This window comes from Mumia sp. (assembly GCF_028803055.1).
Taxonomy (GTDB): domain Bacteria; phylum Actinomycetota; class Actinomycetes; order Propionibacteriales; family Nocardioidaceae; genus Mumia.
The window spans coordinates 1-13350 of record NZ_JARBCJ010000088.1 but is presented as its reverse complement, the minus strand read 5'-3'; the positions used below and the strand labels follow the sequence as shown (position 1 = coordinate 13350).

Sequence of the window (13350 nt, the reverse complement as noted above, 5' to 3'; positions counted from 1 at the left end):
AGGTCGGTGGACCCGTCGTCGCGGGCGCGCAGGTAGATGTCCATGACCTCGGGCGCCGCCGTAGACGAGACCGAGCACCACGGCGCGACGCAGGCCGTCCCCGCGGATGGCGAGCACGGTCCTCGGCCGCAGGAGGAACAGGGCAGCGGCGGCGATCGCGAACCGTACGGCGAGGAAGTCGACCGGCGGGACGACCTCGACGAGGTCCTTCATGAGGAAGAACGTGGACCCCCACGCTGCCGTGACGGCGAGCAGCGCGGCTGCGGCGAGGACCCCGTCCGAGCGGGGCGCCAGCTCCATGGCGCTGTCGGCGGCGCTCACTGCGGGCGGAGCGAGGCCAGGAGCGCCAGGTCCTCGCGCCACGCGTCGGCGCCGCCTGGGGTCTCGAGGACGAACGGCACACCTACGGTGGCCGGGTGCGCGAGCATCGCGGCGAACGCGTCCTTGCCGAGGTGCCCGACGCCGATCCGCTCGTGGCGGTCCTTGAAGCTGCCGCGGACGTCCTTGGAGTCGTTGGCGTGGACGAGGGCGAGTCGGCCGGGACCGGCGACCTCCACGAGACGCTCGAGGGTCGCGGCGACTCCCGTGGGCTCGTCCAGCGGTTCGCCGGCGGCGAAGGCGTGGCAGGTGTCGAGGCAGATCCCCACGCGAGGGTGGCGCTCGAGCGCCTCGAGGTACGGCTCCAGGTCGTCGACCTTCGCGCACAGCGAGCGCCCCTGCCCCGCGGTCGGCTCGAGCAGCAGTCGAGGCCCCTCCTCGGGGAGGGCGTCGAGCAGCGGGAGCAGACCTTCGCGGACCTGCGCGAGCGCGGCGTCGTACGCGCCGTCGTCGACGCACGAGCCGGTGTGGACCACGAGCCCGCGTGCCCCGATCGCGTGCGTACGGGCCAGGTTGTGGGCCACGCTCGCCACAGACTTCTCGTACGTGGCGGGGTTCGGGCTGCCGAGGTTCACGAGGTACGGGGCGTGGACGAACGCAGGCACGCCCTCGGCCTCGCAGAGTGCGCGGAACGCGGCGTCCTGCGCCGGGTCGCCCGCGGACGCGGCCCATCCGCGGGGGTTGCCGGTGAAGACCTGCAGCGTGTCGCCACCGAGATCGCGCATGGCGCGCCAGGCACCCTTCGCCAGGCCCGGACCGACGGGGACGTGCGCCCCCAACGGGTTGCGGGCATGCGTCGGCGGAGGGGTGGCAGGGGAGGGCACGGCCGCATTCTAGGGCGCCTGGCCGGAGGTCCCGCTCTCGAGGATGCTGACGATCGAGTACAGCGAGAAGGCGACCGCCCCGAGGCCGACGAGGACGCGGGCAGCGATGAAGAGGTTCGTGTCGTCGACCGCCGCCTGGAACACGAAGGCCGCGAGGAACAGGCACGCGAGGGCGGTCGTCACCGGGATCAGAGGGACCCGGTTGGCGAGGTCGAACGTCCGGCGCCAGACGAGCGAGAGGAGGCCGACCTTGCTGAGGATGCTGTAGCAGACGAGGCCGAGGCCGATCATCACGAACCCCGGCGTCAGGGCGTACGGCTCGTCGTTCACCAGCAGCACCACGACGCCCCAGACCAGGCTCACGGTGCCCATCGCCACCACGAGCCACGGCCAGAGGATCCGCTCGCGGGCGACGTACTTGTTCTCGATCTGGCGGACGATGCTGACGACCAGGCCGACGAGGCTCGTGCAGATGCACGCAAGCCCGGCCATGACATGACCGACGGTGAAGCGAGCCGGGGTCGTCGACCCGAAGAGGTTCGCGAGGGCGAACCCCCACGCCACCGCGGCGAGGACGATCGGGACCGCGACCAGCAGCGGGGCGGTCGGGCGGCCGAACGCCTCCGGCCGTACGTGGTGGTCACCCACCTCGAAGCTCGAGTTCTCCGGGATGAGGGTGAACTTGGTCGACGCCGTGGCCACGGTCGCGACGCATCCGCTGATCAGGCCCAGGCCAAAGACCACGTGCCCCGCCACGTACTCCTGGCTCTGGGCCGTGCCCGATGCTCCGGCGAACAGCGTCACCCCGTACGAGGCCGTTCCGGCCGCTACCGCGTAGCCGAGAACGGGGTAGAGGACGCGGTCGAGCGCCGTGAACCGCTGAAGGAGCTGCCTGATGATCGTCGCCGCCGTGCAGAACAGGCACAGGCAGATGGCGGCCAGGAACGTCACCACGTGTCCCGCGACGAAGTTGTCGGCCACATCGCCGGCGTTCCACACGTAGAGCCCGAAGCCGAGGCACAGCGCCATCATCGCGACCGGGATCGCGCGGAAGACGACGCTCTCGACGTAGCTCACAGCTTCTGAGCCTAGGGCCGGCCCTACCCGGCCGCGAGCCGATCGGCGCTGGATCAGACGATGCGCAGGACGATCGTCGAGCCCGGGGGTGCCTCGTCGCCGCTTCCGGGGGACTGCCGGGACACCGTCCGTCCTGGGATCGCGGGGGAGAGCCGAGGAAGGCCCTCGTGAAGAAGTCCTCGAGCACCGGGCCAGGTCGTGTTCGTGTCACGCAAGCGCGGGCGTCGGCACCTTCCTAGAAGTAGGGAGCCGATGATCGAGGAGGGACGACGCATGGGGGCGCCAACCGGGAGGGACGGTCGTGAGTACCTCGACGCCCATGCCGGCGGTGTGTATGTACTGCGGGCTCGGAGCAGAGCACGACGGCGAGGAGCTCGAACCGTCACTCGACGCTCCCGGCCGATACCAGCACGAGACGTGCAACTACATCGTCGACCGCGCCCACTACTACGCCCTCGCTAGAAAACCCGAGGAGGACCACGCCGCAGCCATCCGGGCCCGCTACCGGGCTCATCCAAGCCACCGGCCGCCAACGAGGTGTGCGCATCGGCGACGGGTCGCTTGCCCAGCGCCAGCACCGCCACACCGGCCTCGGCGACCTCGATCGCCGCGCGCAGGCCGGACCCTCCCGTCCCGACGACAAGGACAGACGTGGCGAGCTGGTTCTCTCGTGGCACCACGGTCGCTCCTCGATAGAATGCAGGCCTACGTCGACCCGACCGAGCAGCGTCGCGATCTGTGACACCGGCATTGCGGAGCGTTCCTGCAGGAGCCGCCCATGAGCGCCACCCCCCGCACGCAGCTGCTCGGGCGTCGGCGAGAGGCAGAGATCCTGTGCGACCTCGTCGATCGGACGCGACACGGCGCCGCCGCTGTCTGCGTCGTCCGGGGCGAGGCGGGCATCGGCAAGTCGACGCTCCTCGACCACGTCGCCGTCCACGCCTCTGACCTCACCGTGGTCCGGGCGCAGGGCGTCCAGGCCGACATGGACCTCGCTTTCGCCGGCGTCCATCAGCTGTGCGCGCCGTTCCTCGGACAGCTCGGCGACCTCCCCAGCCCTCAGCGCGACGCGCTCCAGGTCGCCTTCGGGTTGGTGGACGGACAGGCGCCCGACCGCTTCTTGGTCGGTCTCGCGGTGCTGAGCCTGCTCACGGCATCGGCTGACGCGCGGCCGCTCGTGGTGATCGTCGACGACGCCCAGTGGCTGGACCGGGTCTCACTCCAGACACTCGAGTTCGTGTCGCGTCGTCTGTTGGCCGAGCCGGTGGCCGTCGTCTTCGCCGTGCGGCACTCCGAGGGTGAGCCGGTCCTCGCCGACCTCCCGTCGTTGGAGGTGGGCGGGCTGGATGACCACGCGGCGCGGCAGCTGTTGGCCTCGGCGGTGCACGGACCGATCGACGACCAGGTCCGCGACCGGATCGTGGCGGAGACCCACGGCAACCCGCTCGCGCTGCTGGAGCTGCCGCGGGGCCGCAGTGCCGCCGACCTCGCGTACGGCTTCGAGATCGGGGACGCAGGATCGGTGTCGACGAGAGTCGAGCGCGACTACGCGCAGAGGCTGGCGGGCCTGCCGCGGCCGACTCGGCTGCTGCTGCTCCTCGCCGCGGCGGATCCGGTCGGTGACGCGAGCCTTCTCGCGCGGGCCGCCGGGCACGTCGGCATCACCGCGGACGCAGCGCCGGCGAAGGCCGCCGGCCTGCTCGAGTTCGGGGAGTCGGTCCGGTTCCGACACCCGTTGGCACGCTCGGCCGTCTACCGCGACGCGCTCCCTGACGAACTGCGCCAGGTCCACCGCGCGTTGTCGCTGGCCACCGACCCGGTCCAGGACCCCGACCGGCGTGCCTGGCACGCCGCGAAGGCCGGCTCCGGCCCGGACGAGGAGGTCGCGGCCGCTCTCGAGAGCTCCGCAGAACGCGCTCGGCTCAGGGGCGGCATGGCCGCTGAGGCCGCGCTCCTCGACCAGGCAGCGCGGTCGACACCGGATCCGCGACGGCGTGGGCGACGCGCGTTGGCCGCGGGGGAGGCGTACGTCGCTGCAGCGTCGCCCGACGCCGCGTCCGAGCTGGCCGGCGTCGCCGTGCTGTGCCCGTTGAGCGCGCAGGACCAGGCGCGGCTCGTACGCCTGCGGGCGCGTGTCCTCTTCGCCCGCAGCCGCAGCGACGAGGCCGCACCACTGCTCCTGGACGCAGCCGCCGCCTTCGCGAGCGAAGGGTCACCCCTCGCGCGCGAGACCTACCTGGAGGCGATCAGCGCCACCGTGTTCTCCGGTCGGGTCCACGGGCCCGCGGGTGCTCAGGCTGCGGCGATCGCCGCACGTGACTACGTGACCGGCGTTGTCGGCGCGCCGTCATCACCGCCTGCCCCGTCAGACCTGCTGCTGGAGGGGGTCACCACCCTGCTCGCCGACGGGCTTCCCGAAGGGGCGCCGCTGCTGCGACGAGCGCTCGGGCCGTTCGCGGACGAGGAACCAACCGACAGGGGGGCGACCCAGCGGTGGTTGGCGCTGGCCCCTGTGGCGCAGGAGACCTACGTCCACCAGCTGTGGGACTTCGCGGCGTGGACGACGCTGGCGGCCCGGATGGTGCGCGTCGCGCGAGACGTCGGCGCACTCGGCGTGCTGCCCCAAGCACTGCAGTTCGAAGCCGGGGTGCACCTCCACCGCGGCGATCTCGCCGCTGCCGCGCGCCTGATCGCGGAGGGTGACGCGATCAGCAGGGCGACCGGCTCCGCGCGGCTGACGTACGCGGCGCTCGTGCTCGCGGCCTGGCGGGGTGAGGAGGCTGATGCCACACGCATCCTCGACGAGGCACGCGAGAGCGCGACCATCCGCGGCGAGGTCTCGCTCCTCGGAGTCAGCGGACATGTCGAAGGGGTCCTCTACAACGGGCTCGCCCGCTACGACCGAGCGCTGGACGGAGCCCGCGCAGGGATCGAGCACGACGGCTTCAACTTCACCGGCTGGGCGCTGGCCGAGCACGTCGAGGCGGCCGTCCGGTGTGGCGAGGACGACCTCGCCGCGGAGTCGCTCCGTCGCCTGACCGAGCGGACTGCTCGGGTCGGCACCGGGTGGGCCCAGGGCATGCGAGCACGCTGCGAGGCCCTGCTGCGGGCCGGGGACGAGGCGGACCGTCTGTACGAGGCAGCGCTGGAGCACCTGCGGGGCGAGGGCATCACGGTTCAGGTCGCCCGCACGCACCTTCTCTACGGCGAGTGGCTCCGGCGTACGAAGAGGCGAGCGCTGGCGCGCGAGCACCTTCGTGCCGCGCACGAGCTGTTGCATGCGATGGGAGCCGACGCCTTCGCGGAGCGGGCCCGCCGCGAGCTCCGCGCGACGGGGGAGAGAGCCCGTCCCAGCGACGACCGCCGAGACGACCCCCTCACACCCCAGGAGTCGCAGATCGCCGCGCTCGCGGCGGAGGGGATGACCAACCCGGAGATCGGCGCCGAGCTCTATCTGAGCCCGCACACCGTCGAGTGGCACCTGCGCAAGGTGTTCGCGAAGCTCGGGATCGGCTCACGGCGTCATCTGCGCGACGCGCTGACGTCGGGGACGGCCGCTCGTCCGTAGGCGCGCGACCACGCACCGGACCACGGATCTCCGGGGCGCGGGGCACGGGGCGACGACCGGAGGCTGGATCTCCCAGGCACTCGGGTGCCGTCGGTCCGGTCCCACAGGAGCCCGCATGTCCCCACACGACCTCGACGCCGCCCTCCAGACCTTTCTCTGTCACCGCACGCACCTCTTCCGGGTCGCCTACCGCATCGTCCGCGACGTCGCCGGCGCCGAGGACGTCGTCCAGGACGCGTGGCTCCGCTGGCAGCGCACCGACCCTGCAAAGGTCACGAACCCCGCTGCCTTCCTCTCGACGACCACCACCCGCCTCGCGATCAACGTGATCCAGTCGGCCCACCACCGGCACGAGAGGTCAGGCAGCCCGGCCGTGCTCGGGCTCGCCGACCCCGCCCAAGACCCGTCAGGGCACGTCGAGCGCGCCAGTGAGGTCGAGCAGGTCCTTCACCTCCTGCTGGAGCGGTTGACCGCGGCCGAGCTGGCGGCGTACGTCCTCCGCAAGGGTTTCGACTACCCCTACGCGACGATCGCCCGGCTGCTCGAGACCACCGCCGCGAACGCTCGGCAGCTGAGTCGTCGAGGGCAGGAGCACCTCTCGAGCGACCGTGCGCGTCGAGTCGACGCCGATGCTCACGGTCACCTCCTCCAGGCGTTCTTCGCGGCCTCGCGTACCGGTGACCTGGGGTCCCTGGAGCGGCTGCTCACCGAGGGCACGCGTGTGCCGTCCCGGCTCGCTGACGTGGCCGCCTAGTCCGGACCTGCCGCAGAGAGCGGTGCGGGCGTGCGGCACCATCGGTGCACCACCCCTTCTCTTGATGGCGAGACGGCGTTGAACGACCATGAGACGCGGCGCGAGACGCCGCGCCGAGCTGCGCTGGCGGTCGGTGTGGTGGTGGCCGTCGCCGCTGCGTCGATCGGAGCGCTCGCGTTCGTGACCGGCGGAGCCCCGGTCGAGGACGTCGAGGGAGACGGCTCGGTCGCGGCCGTTGCTCGCGTTGCCGGCCCGGGCAGGCTGACGCTCTCGGTCGGCCCGCTCTGCGCCGACGCAAACGGGGCCGTCGACGTTCTCGCCGTTGCGGCCGCCGGTCGTGCCCGTGGGCTGGCAGTGACCGACTTCGGCTTCGTGGCTCCCGTGCGAGCCGCCAACGGCGACAGTGGGGTGGTGGTCGACGAGAAAGCCTCGCTGCACGAGAACCTCGATGGCCGGCCGGTCACGACGCGGTTGTCTGCGCCGTGCAGCGGGGGCGCAGGCAGCCCTCCGGAGCTGGTCGTGGAGCTCCGCAAGACCCTGAAGGGGATCGCTCGGACGCGCGGGTTCGACATCACGTACCGAGCAGGTGGTCGCAAGCACCAGATCTTCGTCCCGTACGGCCTTCGGGTGTGTGAGCCGACAGGGAAGTGCGACACGACGGCCTGAGGCGTCGACCCGGACGACCCCGCTCCTGACGCCGGCGTGGCTATCGTCAGTCCATGCCGCGCAGGCTGCTGCTGGTCGAGGGCGAGAGCGACGAGGTCGCCGTGCGGGCGCTCGCGCGTCGGCGGCCAACCGACCTCGCGGGCGCCGGGGTGGCCGTCGTGGCGATGGGCGGGGTGACCAACCTCGGCCGCCATCTCGACTCCGTCGATGATGCCGAGCTGGTCGCTGTCCTCCACGACGTCCGCGAGTCCCCGTACGTCGAGCGGACCCTCGCCCGTCACCAGGCCATCCCGACCGCGAGGTTCGTCTGTGACCTCGACCTCGAGGACGAGCTGATCCGCAGCCTCGGCGTGCCGCGGGTCCTCGAGGTGATCGAGTCGGCGGGCGACCACGGCGCGTGGCGCACGCTGACCCGACAACCGTTCCACCGAGACAGGCCGGAGGACCAGGTGCTTCGGCGCTTCCTCGGCACGACGAGTGGACGAAAGGCAAGGTACGCGCGGCTGCTCGTCGACGCGCTCGACCTCGACCGGGTGCCGCGCCCTCTCGTCGATGCCCTCACGGCAGTTGGTGCGTCATCCCTCTCGCCGGGGGAGAGTCCCCTGTCTTGACTCGAACCGTTCCAGCTCCCTGCCACGATCCGTGGCTACCTCACCGCGCACGAGCCGGTGCCCCGACGCCGCGCTCCGTGCGTTCACCCCCAGATCGACCACCTCCTGCGCCCAGCTCACGTACACGACCGAGCTCGTCGGCGCTCAGCGCGTGGACGACGATCCGAGTCACGCCGCCGGGTGGACTGCGAACATGTAGCAGCCGTAGACCGTGTTGCGGACGTGCAGAAAAGCGACGTCTGGCTCCGCCAACAACCGCTCGGCCACAGCCTCTTGACCGGTGCCCGGCTCGACGATCTCACCACCAACTATCTGCCCACGCTGGTCGTACGCCCGGAAGACCACCGTCCTTGAGCGGAAGTCGTCCGGATAGCCCGGATACTGCGGCCCCTCGCAACCGTCGGCGTGTACGAAGACCGGCCCGGTCTCGGCGTACACACCTTGCGGGCCGGGCGGGGTCACGGCGCCCAGACGCACTCGCTCGCCGGCTCGACTGTTGCGCAGGCAACAGCGCAGCTGAGCACCACCTTCGGTGTCGAGCCAGTCCCTGGCGTGCGTGATCGAGACGGAGGCGGGCAGCGCGTGAATTGACATGCTCATAGACAGATCTTTGTCAGCCACCGCACTGCATGCTGGCGGTTATCGGACGTCGTGATCCCGGTGCGGAGGTGGACGGGATCGCGGTGCTGGTTCAGGAGCGCGCGGCAGCAGCGGACGGTTGAGCGCGGCGGACGTCCCGCCGCAGGGTCAGCACGTCAGGCGTGAGCGCCCGCAGGAAGTCCTCGGCGTCGAACACCTCACCCGGTGCGACGGCACCTGTACCGGAAGCGCGGCCGTCGAGCAGCCGAGCCGTTGCCTCCACGACCAGCGGGGCCGTGGCGGCGTAGATGTCCCGACCACTGGCTGACATGCGGTGCGTCTGCCTTCCCGCCTCGGCGACGACGTCGACCACGAACTGCTGGGACGAACGGCCGCGGTCATCGATCGCCGGGGGAGGAGGGGTCTCTGGATCGCGGATGTCGGTGAGTGCCGACGCGCTGAGGTAGGAGTCGAGCCGGTCGACGGGCAGGTGCCGCGCGATGAGGACCGGCTCCGAGAACGGGACGGCGACGACGGCCTGCTCGCCCAGCCCCGGGAAGTCCCACGGGTCGGGCGGCGGGGACTCGCCGAGTGGTGCCAGCCGTCCGTCGACGATGGTCCGTCGAGGTGCGGTGTTGCGGCTCCCTGTGAGTCGTGTGCCGGTTGTCGGCCACCAACGGTCGAGCCCGACCGCGACCGTGAGCGCGGCCGGCTCTGTCAACCCGTCGAGGATGGACGTCGCGAGCAGGTCGGCGAGGCCGCCGTAGAACGCCATCGCGGGGATGACCGCGACCCCCGCCTCCTCTGCATCGAGAGCGCGCGCGGCGTACACGGCTTCGACGGCAGGCTGTTCGGCGGTGACGTCGAGGTAGTGGGCTCCCGCGGCAACCGCAGCACCCGACACGATCACGCCCGTGTCGAGGAACGGGCCGGCGACGTTGATGACGGCAGCCGCGCCAGCCACCGCCGTACGCAGCGCATCGGGATCGTCCACCCGCGCCGGGCGGATCTCCAGGTCGCGCCGCCCGTCGGTCATCGCTGCGAGTCGCGTCTCGTCACGGCCGGAGAGGATCGGAGTGAGGCCGCGTCGAAGGAGCTCGTCGACGACGAAGCGGCCGGTGTGACCGTACGCGCCGTACACGACGACGGGACCGGGGGAGGAGGAAGTCATGTCCCCATCCCATCGCGAGCCACCGCTGAACAGCCAGTGTCCGAACCGACGCCTGTCGTACAGTTTGCGACATGGTCACCGTGGGGCTGGCTCTGCACGCTGACGCGATGCTGTACGAGACGGCGATCGCCGCCGAGGTCTTCGGCGTCGACCGGTCGGACCTCTCGGGCGACGGCGCGTGGTACTCCCTCGTCGTCGCCACCCCCGACGGCACACCCGCGCCGTGGCTCGGCGATGCGCCGACCGTGGGGTACGACGCGCTGACAGGGGTCGACCTCGTCATCGTCCCGTCGACGAACCACCTCGACGCCGCGCCCGACCCGACCCTGGTGGACGCGCTGCGGGCGGCTCATGCGCGAGGGGCGCGCATCGCGTCGTTGTGCACCGGCGCCTTCGTCGTCGCCGCGGCCGGACTGCTCGACGGGCGTGAGGCCGCGACGCACTGGATGCACGTCGCTGAGCTCGAGCGCCTCTATCCGGCCGTACGCGCGCGTGCCGACGTGCTCTACGTCGATGACGGGCAGGTCCTCACCTCCGCCGGCAAGACGGCCGCCCTCGACCTGTCCCTGCACCTGGTCCGCTCCGACTTCGGCAGCGCCGCCGCCAACGGGCTCGCGCGGCGCCTGGTCGTGGCGGCGCAACGACCGGGCGGGCAGGCACAGTTCATCGCGGCACCCGTGAGTCCGACCGGGCCGGACTGCGTGGGTGCTGCCCTGGACTGGGCCCGCGAACACCTCGACCAGCCGCTCACGGTCACCGACCTGGCACGCGAGGCCGGACTCGGCGCACGCCAGCTGACGCGCCGGATGAGCACCGCGACCGGGCTGACGCCTCTGAGGTGGCTCCACCGCGAACGCGTGCTCCGCGCCCAGGAGCTGCTCGAGCGCACCGACGCGTCGGTGGAGCAGATCGCCACCCGGTGCGGCCTCGGCACGGCCACCACGTTGCGTCGGCACTTCGTCCGTACGGTTGGTGTCAGTCCCACCACCTACCGCGCGACGTTTCGCGGTGAGCTGACCCGCAGCCACTAGGGTCGTCTGCACGCCGGAGGGGCCGGTCGTTCACGGGGCGCGGGGGAGCGGACAGTGTCGAGCTACGACATCAAGAAGGAACGCAAGGACCTCTACGCGCCCAAGGCTGACGACTTCGTCGTCGTGGACGTCCCCGAGATGTCGTTCCTCATGATCGACGGACACGGTGACCCCAACACCTCGCCCGCCTATCGAGAGGCGGTCGAAGCGCTCTACACGACGTCGTACGGCGCCCGGTCGATCGCGAAGACGCGACTGGACCGGGTACACACGGTGGCGCCGCTCGAAGGACTCTGGACCGCCGACGACCTGTCGGTGTTCCAGACGCGGGACAAGAGTGCGTGGGACTGGACGATGATGATCGCTCAGCCGGACTGGATCACCGGCGACATCGTCGACGAGGCGTTGGCCGTGGCGAGCAAGAAGGGACTACCGGCGCTGGGTCTGCTCAGGTTCGAAGGATACGACGAGGGCCGGAGCGTGCAGATTCTCCATCGAGGCTCGTACGACGACGAGGGTCCGACCCTGAGACGCCTCCACGAGGAGTTCCTTCCCGCGCACGGGCTGCGTCCGTCCGGACGCCACCACGAGATCTACCTCTCCGATCCCCGCAGGACGGACTCGTCCGCGCTGCGGACGATCTTGCGTCAGCCCGTCGTCGGGTGACCGTGGGCGGCCAAGCGCAGGCGGTCGCGGATGGCGCGTCGGGCGCGGTCGTAGGACGTGTCGCCGCGGTCGAACAGGGAGTCGAGGTTGGCGCCGTCGAGGAACGCGTTCAGCTCGAAGACGAGCTGGTCGATTGATTCGGCGGCATCGAGCTCGCCGAGGGCCTGGGCCTCCATCAGCGACCGCTCGATGAGCTGAAGCCACTCGTAGTGCGCCGTGGTCAGGGCGTCACGCACCGCGCCGTCGCGGGCGGCGTACTCGGTGCTCGTCCTGGCGAAGAAACAACCGCCCGGAAAGACGCGTTCGCGCGAGTAGTCGAGCCATGCGGCGAGGAGGGCCGACACCCGCCCGAGGCCGGGGGTCGTCTCGAGCGCCGGGCGGACCACGGTGTCGAAATAGATCCGCTTCGCTGCCCGGATGGTGGCGAGCTGGAGCTGCTCCTTCGCGCCGAACAGGGCGAACAGGCCGCTCTTGCTCATCGAGAGCTCCGTGGCCAGGCGCCCGATGGAGAGTCCGTCGAGGCCCTCGACGGAGGCCACATCCACGGCACGACGGAGCACTGCCCGCCGCGTCGCATTGCCGCGGCGCACCCTCCCGTCGGGATGGTCGCCGAGAGTGGTCTCCGTCTCCATGTCTCCTCGAACTTAGCGCAGAGCCACAGCCTAACAAATGATACGATCGTTCGTATTGTCTTTGCTTTTCGGGGGGTTTTATGACAGCGACGGTCGAGCCGAGCGACGTGGAGCTCCGTGCGGGTTCCCTCGACGACCTCGAGGCGATGGAAGCCTTCCTGCTCGCTCTGTCGCCAGACACCTCATATCGGCGCTTTCTCACCGGCTTCGGACCCCAGACACCACCGGCCCTCGCGAAGCATCTGCTCCGGCCCGGTGCCGTGGGCGGTTCGGTGCTCGCCTTCCGCGGCGCCGCTGTCGTCGGACATGCCATGTGGGCACCGATCGCGACGAGCACGGGCGACGGCGAACCGGCCGGCGGCGGGTTGACGGCCGAGGTCGCGGTGGTGGTCGCCGACTCCGACCAGGGCAGAGGTCTCGGCTCCCGCCTGATCGACGCCGTCGTCCACGACGTCCCGAGCGAGGACTTCTCCGCCGTCCAGGCCGTCGTCAGTGCCGAGAACCGCATCGCGCGGCGGATGATCCTCGCGCGGGTGAGCGACCCGTCCTACGTGCGCAACGGTGCGGAGATCACCGTCACGGCAGAGGTGGGTCAGATCGCGACGAGCGCGGCCGACGGGGCGGTACCGTCGGGAGGTGCAAGCGCAGAGCCCGCAGACCCTCGCGCACCTTCGTCGTGCTCGCGACCTGATGGACGCCGACTACGCGCGTGCGCTCGACGTGCCAGCGATGGCCAGACGCGCGTGCATGTCTGACGCGCACTTCAGCCGCGAGTTCAAACGCGCGTACGGCGAGACGCCGTACGGCTACCTGATGACACGGCGTGTGGAGCGCGCGATGGCGCTGCTGCGCGCCGGCGTCAGCGTGACGGACGCCTGCATGGCCGTCGGCGCCTCCTCGCTCGGATCCTTCAGCTCGACGTTCACGCGCATCGTGGGAGAGACGCCCAGCACCTATCGCGCGCGGCCCCACGACGCGGTCGAGGCGATGCCTCCCTGCATCGCGCGTCTGCTCACGCGCCCTGTGCCCCTTCGCTGAGGACGGGGAGGGCCGAGGACAGGGCAGCTCAGCAGGATCGGAGAAGCCTCGGCGTCGCCGCGTCCGTAGCGTGAGGCGCATGGACATCAGAGCGAAGTACTTCCCGATCACGGTGGACGACGTCGACGCCGCGATCGGCTTCTATCGCGACGTGCTCGGCCTCGAGGGGGTCAACGACGTCGAGTCGGACGGACACCGGTGGGTGAGCCTCGGATTCCCCGGTCAGCAGGGTGTCACCGTCGTCCTCTCCGACCCAGGAGCGGGACGGTCCGAGGATGACGGCGACTCCCTGCACCGTCTCGTCGCCAAGGGTTCCGGTCCGGGCCCTTACGTGTTCAGCACGAGCGATCTGGAC

16 protein-coding genes are annotated in these 13350 nt (G+C 71.0%); 9 read left to right on the top strand and 7 right to left on the bottom strand.

Translation table 11 applies throughout. The features are described 5' to 3' along the window. The 4 genes from PV363_RS10115 to PV363_RS10100 form a co-directional block, all read right to left on the bottom strand. A partial coding sequence (locus PV363_RS10115) for an EamA family transporter (protein ID WP_301022263.1) occupies nucleotides 1–321 on the bottom strand: 321 nt, incomplete at its 3' end. Beyond that, nucleotides 318–1202 carry a deoxyribonuclease IV gene (locus PV363_RS10110; RefSeq protein WP_139106613.1) on the bottom strand — a complete coding sequence of 295 codons (885 nt, stop codon included), beginning with the start codon at nucleotides 1200–1202 and terminating at the stop codon, nucleotides 318–320. The genes PV363_RS10110 and PV363_RS10115, both read right to left, overlap by 4 nt. Before the next feature lie 9 nt (nucleotides 1203–1211). After that, nucleotides 1212–2279: a DUF2776 family protein gene (locus PV363_RS10105; RefSeq protein ID WP_220341041.1), complete on the bottom strand. Its 1068-nt coding sequence runs from the start codon at nucleotides 2277–2279 to the stop codon at nucleotides 1212–1214. A gap of 458 nt (nucleotides 2280–2737) precedes the next feature. Then, nucleotides 2738–2959: an FAD-binding protein gene (locus PV363_RS10100; RefSeq protein ID WP_220346765.1), complete on the bottom strand. Its 222-nt coding sequence runs from the start codon at nucleotides 2957–2959 to the stop codon at nucleotides 2738–2740. A 98-nt stretch (nucleotides 2960–3057) separates the two neighbouring features. Between PV363_RS10100 and PV363_RS10095 the strand changes: the two genes are divergently transcribed. From PV363_RS10095 to PV363_RS10080, 4 genes are all read left to right on the top strand, one after another. Continuing rightward, nucleotides 3058–5847, top strand: a complete 2790-nt coding sequence (locus PV363_RS10095; RefSeq protein WP_301022262.1) for a LuxR family transcriptional regulator — start codon at nucleotides 3058–3060, stop codon at nucleotides 5845–5847. Nucleotides 5848–5962: 115 nt separating this feature from the next. Beyond that, complete coding sequence (locus PV363_RS10090) at nucleotides 5963–6601, top strand: sigma factor (RefSeq protein ID WP_220365520.1); 639 nt, start codon at nucleotides 5963–5965, stop codon at nucleotides 6599–6601. Nucleotides 6602–6679: 78 nt separating this feature from the next. Beyond that, nucleotides 6680–7267, top strand: a complete 588-nt coding sequence (locus PV363_RS10085) for a hypothetical protein (protein WP_301022261.1) — start codon at nucleotides 6680–6682, stop codon at nucleotides 7265–7267. A 53-nt stretch (nucleotides 7268–7320) separates the two neighbouring features. After that, nucleotides 7321–7878 carry a TOPRIM nucleotidyl transferase/hydrolase domain-containing protein gene (locus PV363_RS10080; protein WP_301022260.1) on the top strand — a complete coding sequence of 186 codons (558 nt, stop codon included), beginning with the start codon at nucleotides 7321–7323 and terminating at the stop codon, nucleotides 7876–7878. Between the two features lie 168 nt (nucleotides 7879–8046). On the opposite strand, the gene PV363_RS10075 is transcribed toward PV363_RS10080, so the two are convergent. Continuing rightward, nucleotides 8047–8478, bottom strand: a complete 432-nt coding sequence (locus tag PV363_RS10075; RefSeq protein ID WP_301022259.1) for a DUF1203 domain-containing protein — start codon at nucleotides 8476–8478, stop codon at nucleotides 8047–8049. Between the two features lie 91 nt (nucleotides 8479–8569). Further along, nucleotides 8570–9628, bottom strand: a complete 1059-nt coding sequence (locus tag PV363_RS10070) for a saccharopine dehydrogenase NADP-binding domain-containing protein (RefSeq protein ID WP_301022258.1) — start codon at nucleotides 9626–9628, stop codon at nucleotides 8570–8572. A gap of 71 nt (nucleotides 9629–9699) precedes the next feature. Here PV363_RS10070 and PV363_RS10065 point away from each other — a divergent pair, with 71 nt between their 5' ends. Together PV363_RS10065 and PV363_RS10060 are read left to right on the top strand one after the other, a co-directional pair. Beyond that, nucleotides 9700–10659: a helix-turn-helix domain-containing protein gene (locus PV363_RS10065; protein WP_301022257.1), complete on the top strand. Its 960-nt coding sequence runs from the start codon at nucleotides 9700–9702 to the stop codon at nucleotides 10657–10659. Nucleotides 10660–10713: 54 nt separating this feature from the next. Next, nucleotides 10714–11325, top strand: coding sequence for a GyrI-like domain-containing protein (locus tag PV363_RS10060; RefSeq protein ID WP_301022256.1), 612 nt, complete (start codon nucleotides 10714–10716; stop codon nucleotides 11323–11325). Here the strand turns inward: PV363_RS10060 and PV363_RS10055 are convergent. Then, the gene (locus tag PV363_RS10055; protein WP_220341050.1) at nucleotides 11307–11957 is read right to left on the bottom strand and encodes a TetR family transcriptional regulator C-terminal domain-containing protein; all 651 of its coding nucleotides are present in this window, start codon (nucleotides 11955–11957) and stop codon (nucleotides 11307–11309) included. The genes PV363_RS10060 and PV363_RS10055 overlap by 19 nt on opposite strands. 80 nt (nucleotides 11958–12037) lie before the next feature. Here PV363_RS10055 and PV363_RS10050 point away from each other — a divergent pair, with 80 nt between their 5' ends. The 3 genes from PV363_RS10050 to PV363_RS10040 all read left to right on the top strand — a co-directional run. Continuing rightward, nucleotides 12038–12712, top strand: a complete 675-nt coding sequence (locus tag PV363_RS10050) for a GNAT family N-acetyltransferase (RefSeq protein ID WP_301022255.1) — start codon at nucleotides 12038–12040, stop codon at nucleotides 12710–12712. After that, nucleotides 12705–12995 (top strand): helix-turn-helix transcriptional regulator, encoded by a 291-nt coding sequence (locus PV363_RS10045; protein ID WP_308289366.1) that lies wholly within the window; start codon nucleotides 12705–12707, stop codon nucleotides 12993–12995. Before PV363_RS10050 ends, PV363_RS10045 begins: the two co-directional genes overlap by 8 nt. A 79-nt stretch (nucleotides 12996–13074) precedes the next feature. Beyond that, on the top strand, nucleotides 13075–13350 hold a 276-nt coding region (locus tag PV363_RS10040), incomplete at its 3' end, for a VOC family protein (protein WP_366525470.1).

What these genes read in the sequence shown, in the direction of transcription:
- PV363_RS10095 (WP_301022262.1), top strand. Translation starts at nt 3,058, where the DNA reads ATGAGCGCCACCCCCCGCACGCAGCTGCTCGGGCGTCGGCGAGAGGCA.
- PV363_RS10090 (WP_220365520.1), top strand. Translation starts at nt 5,963, where the DNA reads ATGTCCCCACACGACCTCGACGCCGCCCTCCAGACCTTTCTCTGTCAC.
- PV363_RS10080 (WP_301022260.1), top strand. Translation starts at nt 7,321, where the DNA reads ATGCCGCGCAGGCTGCTGCTGGTCGAGGGCGAGAGCGACGAGGTCGCC.
- PV363_RS10075 (WP_301022259.1), bottom strand. Translation starts at nt 8,478, where the DNA reads ATGAGCATGTCAATTCACGCGCTGCCCGCCTCCGTCTCGATCACGCAC.
- PV363_RS10070 (WP_301022258.1), bottom strand. Translation starts at nt 9,628, where the DNA reads ATGACTTCCTCCTCCCCCGGTCCCGTCGTCGTGTACGGCGCGTACGGT.
- PV363_RS10065 (WP_301022257.1), top strand. Translation starts at nt 9,700, where the DNA reads ATGGTCACCGTGGGGCTGGCTCTGCACGCTGACGCGATGCTGTACGAG.
- PV363_RS10055 (WP_220341050.1), bottom strand. Translation starts at nt 11,957, where the DNA reads ATGGAGACGGAGACCACTCTCGGCGACCATCCCGACGGGAGGGTGCGC.
- PV363_RS10050 (WP_301022255.1), top strand. Translation starts at nt 12,038, where the DNA reads ATGACAGCGACGGTCGAGCCGAGCGACGTGGAGCTCCGTGCGGGTTCC.
- PV363_RS10045 (WP_308289366.1), top strand. Translation starts at nt 12,705, where the DNA reads ATGTCTGACGCGCACTTCAGCCGCGAGTTCAAACGCGCGTACGGCGAG.